Source organism: Nocardioides dubius (genome assembly GCF_039528155.1).
In the GTDB taxonomy this organism is placed as follows: domain Bacteria; phylum Actinomycetota; class Actinomycetes; order Propionibacteriales; family Nocardioidaceae; genus Nocardioides; species Nocardioides dubius.
In genome coordinates, this window is sequence record NZ_BAAALG010000001.1 from 292,302 (window position 1) to 296,255 (window position 3,954).

Below are 3,954 nucleotides of genomic sequence, written 5' to 3' on the forward strand. Positions count from 1 at the left end.
CGGCATAGGTGGCCATCGAGGTACGCGGCACGACGGCCGCGTTGGAGGTGACGACCACGACCGAGCCACCGGGTGGCAGGGTCCGGGCCGACTCCTGGAGCAGGTGCAGAACGCCGCCCACGTTGACCTGCCAGCTGGCGCAGAAGTCAGCCGGATCGATCTCGGTGAGCGGTGCCGGGCGCAGGATCCCGGCAGCTGCCACCGCGTGCCGGACCGGTCCGAGCCGGTCCGCAGCGGCGGCGAAGGCAGTCCGGACGGCGTCCGGGTCGGCGACGTCGACGGTCAGCGCGAGCGTGCGCCCTCCCCCGCAGGCCGCCACGCTGGCCGCGAGCGCGGCGGCGTCACGATCGAGCAGCGCGACCGCGACCCCGCGCGAGACGAGTCCCGCGGCGACGGCCGCCCCGATGCCCGAGCCGGCGCCGGTGACGACGGCGACGGAGCCTGGAAGGAAGTCCTGCCTTTCAAACATACGACGATGCTAAGGCATCCCTAACCTAACTTGGAATCGTGTCCGCGGAAGCGCCGCCAGCCGCCGCCCGACACGCCCGAAGTGCCGCGATCGCCGCCAAGTCACGGACCAACTCCCCCGTTCTCGGCGATGATGTGCCCCATGCAGTTCACCCACTCCACGCGCCACCAGGCCGCGCCCGCAGATGTCCTCGCCATGCTCTTGGACCCGGCCTTCCGGGAGAGGTCCTCGCTGGCCCAGCAGGCGTCCGGGATCACGGTCACCGTCGACGGCAGCACGCTGCGCCTGGAGATGGAGCAGCCCAACAACGACATCCCCGCCTTCGCCCGTGCCTTCGCCGGCGAGACCACCCGGACCGTGATCACCGAGGTCTGGAGCGGCACCACGGCGAAGGTCACCATCGAGACGCCGGGCAAGCCGGCCCAGATCACCGCGACCCGCAGCCTCGTCACCGACGGCGACGGCACCCGCGACCTGTTCGAGGCGGAGGCCAAGGCCAAGGTGCCGCTGATCGGCGGCAAGATCGAGAAGCTGATCGCCGCCAAGGTGGTCGAGGGCCTGCAGGTCGAGGAGAAGGTCGCCGGCGCCTGGCTGGCGGGCGAGCGATGACCCGGGTCTCGGTCACCTTGGAGTACCCGGGCGCCACCGCGGAGCAGGTCGCCACGATGCTGCTCACCCCGGCCTTCCGGGAGGCGGTCTGCGCGGCACACAAGCACGCACTCGGCGCCACCGCCACCGTCGACGGCACCTCGGTCGTCGTCGACCAGCGCCAATCGGTGGGCCGGATCCCCGGCTTCGCCAAGAAGTTCGTCGGCGACGAGCTGCGGATCGTGCAGCAGGAGCAGTGGTCCGGCCTGATCGGCACCATCTCGGTCACCATCCCGGGCAAGCCCGGCAAGATCACCGGCACCGCCCAGCTGCAGAGCTCGACCGACGGCGTGCGCGAGGTGGTCGACCTCGACGTCGAGGTCGGCATCCCCCTGGTGGGCGGCAAGATCGCAGGGCTGCTCGCCGAGCAGCTGAGCGAGGCATTGGAGATCGAGCAGGCCGTCGGCCTGCGCTGGCTGGCAGGAGAGCGACCGTGAAGTTCCGCAAGGAGATCCGCTTCGACGCCGGGGTGGACGACGTCTACGCGATGCTCGTCTCGGCCGCCTTCCGCGAGCGGGTGGCCGAGGAGGCCGGCGCCACCAGCTGGGAGGTCCAGGTCACCGAGACCCCGGACGGCGTCCGCTCGCTGGTGGAGTCCACCGCGCCGACCACCGGGCTACCCGGCTTCGCCAAGAGCGTGATCGGCTCGCAGATGTCGATCCGCCAGGAGGAGGTCTACCGCGGGCAGCAGGGCACCCTGACGGTGACCCTGCCCGGCAAGCCCGGCAGCCTGAACGGCGAGATCACCCTGACCGAGGACGGCGCCGCGACGGTGCAGACGGTCACCGCCGAGGTGAAGGTCTCCATCCCGTTGGTCGGCGGCAGGATCGAGAAGCTGATCGGCCAGGTGATGGGCAACCTGCTCAAGCTGCAGGGCCGGGTCGGCGCTGCCTGGCTGGCGGGTCGCTAGCCGCTGGCCGCTGGCCAGGCAGCGTCGCCGGCTCACTCCATGTGCGGGTAGCGGTGATCGGTCGGCGGGACCAGGGTCTCCTTGATCGAGCGCGGCGAGGTCCAGCGCAACAGGTTGCTGGCCGCGCCCGCCTTGTCGTTGGTGCCCGACGCCCGGCCGCCGCCGAACGGCTGCTGACCGACCACGGCGCCGGTCGGCTTGTCGTTGACGTAGAAGTTGCCGGCCGCGAACCGCAGCTCCTCGCTGGCCCAGGTGATCGCCGCCCGATCGCGGGCGATCACCGCACCGGTCAGCGCATAGGGCGCCGCGCTCTCCGCCTGGCGCACCACCTTCTCGAACTGGGCGTCGTCGTAGACGTGCACCACCAGGATCGGCCCGAAGTACTCAGTGCTGAACATCGCGTCGCGCGGGTCGCTGCCGAGCACCACGGTGGGCCGCACGAACCAGCCCACCGAGTCGTCGCACTGGCCCCCGGCCACCACCTGCAGGCTGCGGGTGCGCCGGGCGCGGCGGATCGCCGCCTTGTGCGTGGCGAAGGCACGCTCGTCGATCACCGCGCCCATGAAGTTCGCCAGGTCGCGGACGTCGCCCATCGGCAGCGCGTCGACGTCGGCCAGCAGCTGCTCGCCCATCTGCTCCCAGACCGAGCGGGCGATGTAGGCCCGCGAGGCGGCCGAGCACTTCTGGCCCTGGTACTCGAAGGCCCCGCGCAGCAGGGCGACCCGGACCACGTCCGGGTCGGCGGAGGGGTGCGCGATCACGAAGTCCTTGCCGCCGGTCTCCCCCACGATCCGCGGGTAGCCGCGGTAGCCCGCGATGTTGGCGCCGACCTCGCGCCACAGGCCGTGGAAGGTGCCGGTCGAGCCGGTGAAGTGGATGCCGGCCAGGTCCGGATGCGCCAGCGCCACCTCGGAGACCGCGATCCCGTCACCGGGCAGCATGTTGATCACGCCGGGCGGCAGACCCGCCTCCTCCAACAGCTCCATGGTCAGCGACGCCGCCAGCTGCTGACTGCTCGAGGGCTTCCACAGCACGGTGTTGCCCATCAACGCCGGTGCCGTGGGCAGGTTGCCGGCGATGGCGCTGAAGTTGAAGGGCGTGATCGCGTAGACGAAGCCCTCCAACGGGCGGTGGTCGGTCCGGTTCCAGATCCCGGCACTGTTCGCGATCGGCTGCTCGGCCAGGATCTGCCGGCCGTAGTGCACGTTGAAGCGCCAGAAGTCGATCAGCTCGCAGGCGGCGTCGATCTCGGCCTGGAAGGCGGTCTTGGACTGGCCGAGCATGGTCGCGGCGTTCAGCCGCTGACGCCACGGTCCGGCCAACAGCTCGGCGGCCCGCAGCAGCACCGCGGCGCGCTCGTCGTAGGGCAGCGCCCGCCAGCCCGGCGCGGCAGCGGACGCCGCCTTGATCGCGGCCTCGGCGTCCTTGGTGGTGGCGTTGCGGAAGGTGCCCAGCACATGCTGATGGTCGTGCGGCTGGACGACGGTGCGCTCCTCGCCGCCCCCGTTGCGGCGGCGACCGCCGATATGGGCACGCAGGGCACGCGGACGGCGTTGCTGGGTGTCGATCTCCGCCAGCAGGGCCTCCCGTTCGGGGCTGCCCGGGGCGTAGGTCAGGTTCGGCTCGTTGATCGGAGCCGGCGGGTGTGTGATGGCATCCATGCCTTGCATCGTGGCACGGATCATGACGCCGATCACGTGCCGGCGCCGCCGGATCCGGCCACCGCGACCCCGCTCAGCCCAGGTCGGCGAGCTCCTGGCGGGCGAACCAGGCCAGCTCCGGTGCGTCCTCGCCGTCGGTGATCGCCGCGTCCAGCGCCTCGACGTCGACGTGGCCCGCCGCCACCTGGCGCCAGTGCACCTCGGCCACGGTGACCGCCGTCGGCCCACCGTCGCGCGAGGTCACGGCGTCGACGTCGGCGGCCTCC

Annotated in this window: 6 protein-coding genes; 3 read left to right on the forward strand and 3 right to left on the reverse strand. The window is 71.7% G+C overall.

Annotated elements, in window-relative coordinates; all coding sequences use genetic code 11:
* On the reverse strand, positions 1-469 hold a 469-nt coding region (locus tag ABD151_RS01285; protein WP_343990521.1), incomplete at its 3' end, for an SDR family NAD(P)-dependent oxidoreductase.
* A 141-nt stretch (positions 470-610) separates the two neighbouring features.
* On the opposite strand from ABD151_RS01285, the gene ABD151_RS01290 reads away from it, so the two are divergent.
* Genes ABD151_RS01290 through ABD151_RS01300 form a run of 3 tightly spaced genes read left to right on the forward strand, consistent with a single transcriptional unit; the run spans position 611 to position 2,027 of the window.
* A complete protein-coding gene (locus ABD151_RS01290) occupies positions 611-1,078 on the forward strand; it encodes a DUF2505 domain-containing protein (RefSeq protein WP_343990524.1) in 468 nt (155 codons plus the stop codon).
* Positions 1,075-1,554: a DUF2505 domain-containing protein gene (locus ABD151_RS01295; protein ID WP_343990526.1), complete on the forward strand. Its 480-nt coding sequence runs from the start codon at positions 1,075-1,077 to the stop codon at positions 1,552-1,554. Before ABD151_RS01290 ends, ABD151_RS01295 begins: the two co-directional genes overlap by 4 nt.
* Positions 1,551-2,027, forward strand: coding sequence for a DUF2505 domain-containing protein (locus tag ABD151_RS01300; RefSeq protein ID WP_343990528.1), 477 nt, complete (start codon positions 1,551-1,553; stop codon positions 2,025-2,027). Before ABD151_RS01295 ends, ABD151_RS01300 begins: the two co-directional genes overlap by 4 nt.
* Before the next feature lie 32 nt (positions 2,028-2,059).
* On the opposite strand, the gene pruA is transcribed toward ABD151_RS01300, so the two are convergent.
* Together pruA and ABD151_RS01310 are read right to left on the reverse strand one after the other, a co-directional pair.
* Positions 2,060-3,688, reverse strand: a complete 1,629-nt coding sequence (gene pruA / locus ABD151_RS01305; protein WP_343990530.1) for an L-glutamate gamma-semialdehyde dehydrogenase — start codon at positions 3,686-3,688, stop codon at positions 2,060-2,062.
* Positions 3,689-3,761: 73 nt separating this feature from the next.
* Positions 3,762-3,954, reverse strand: a 193-nt coding sequence (locus ABD151_RS01310) for a hypothetical protein (protein ID WP_343990532.1), incomplete at its 5' end; no start/stop codon positions are given.

Excerpts from the sequence above, each read along its gene's own strand:
- ABD151_RS01290 (WP_343990524.1), top strand. The coding sequence starts at position 611 with ATGCAGTTCACCCACTCCACGCGCCACCAGGCCGCGCCCGCAGATGTC.
- ABD151_RS01295 (WP_343990526.1), top strand. The coding sequence starts at position 1,075 with ATGACCCGGGTCTCGGTCACCTTGGAGTACCCGGGCGCCACCGCGGAG.
- pruA (WP_343990530.1), bottom strand. The coding sequence starts at position 3,688 with ATGGATGCCATCACACACCCGCCGGCTCCGATCAACGAGCCGAACCTG.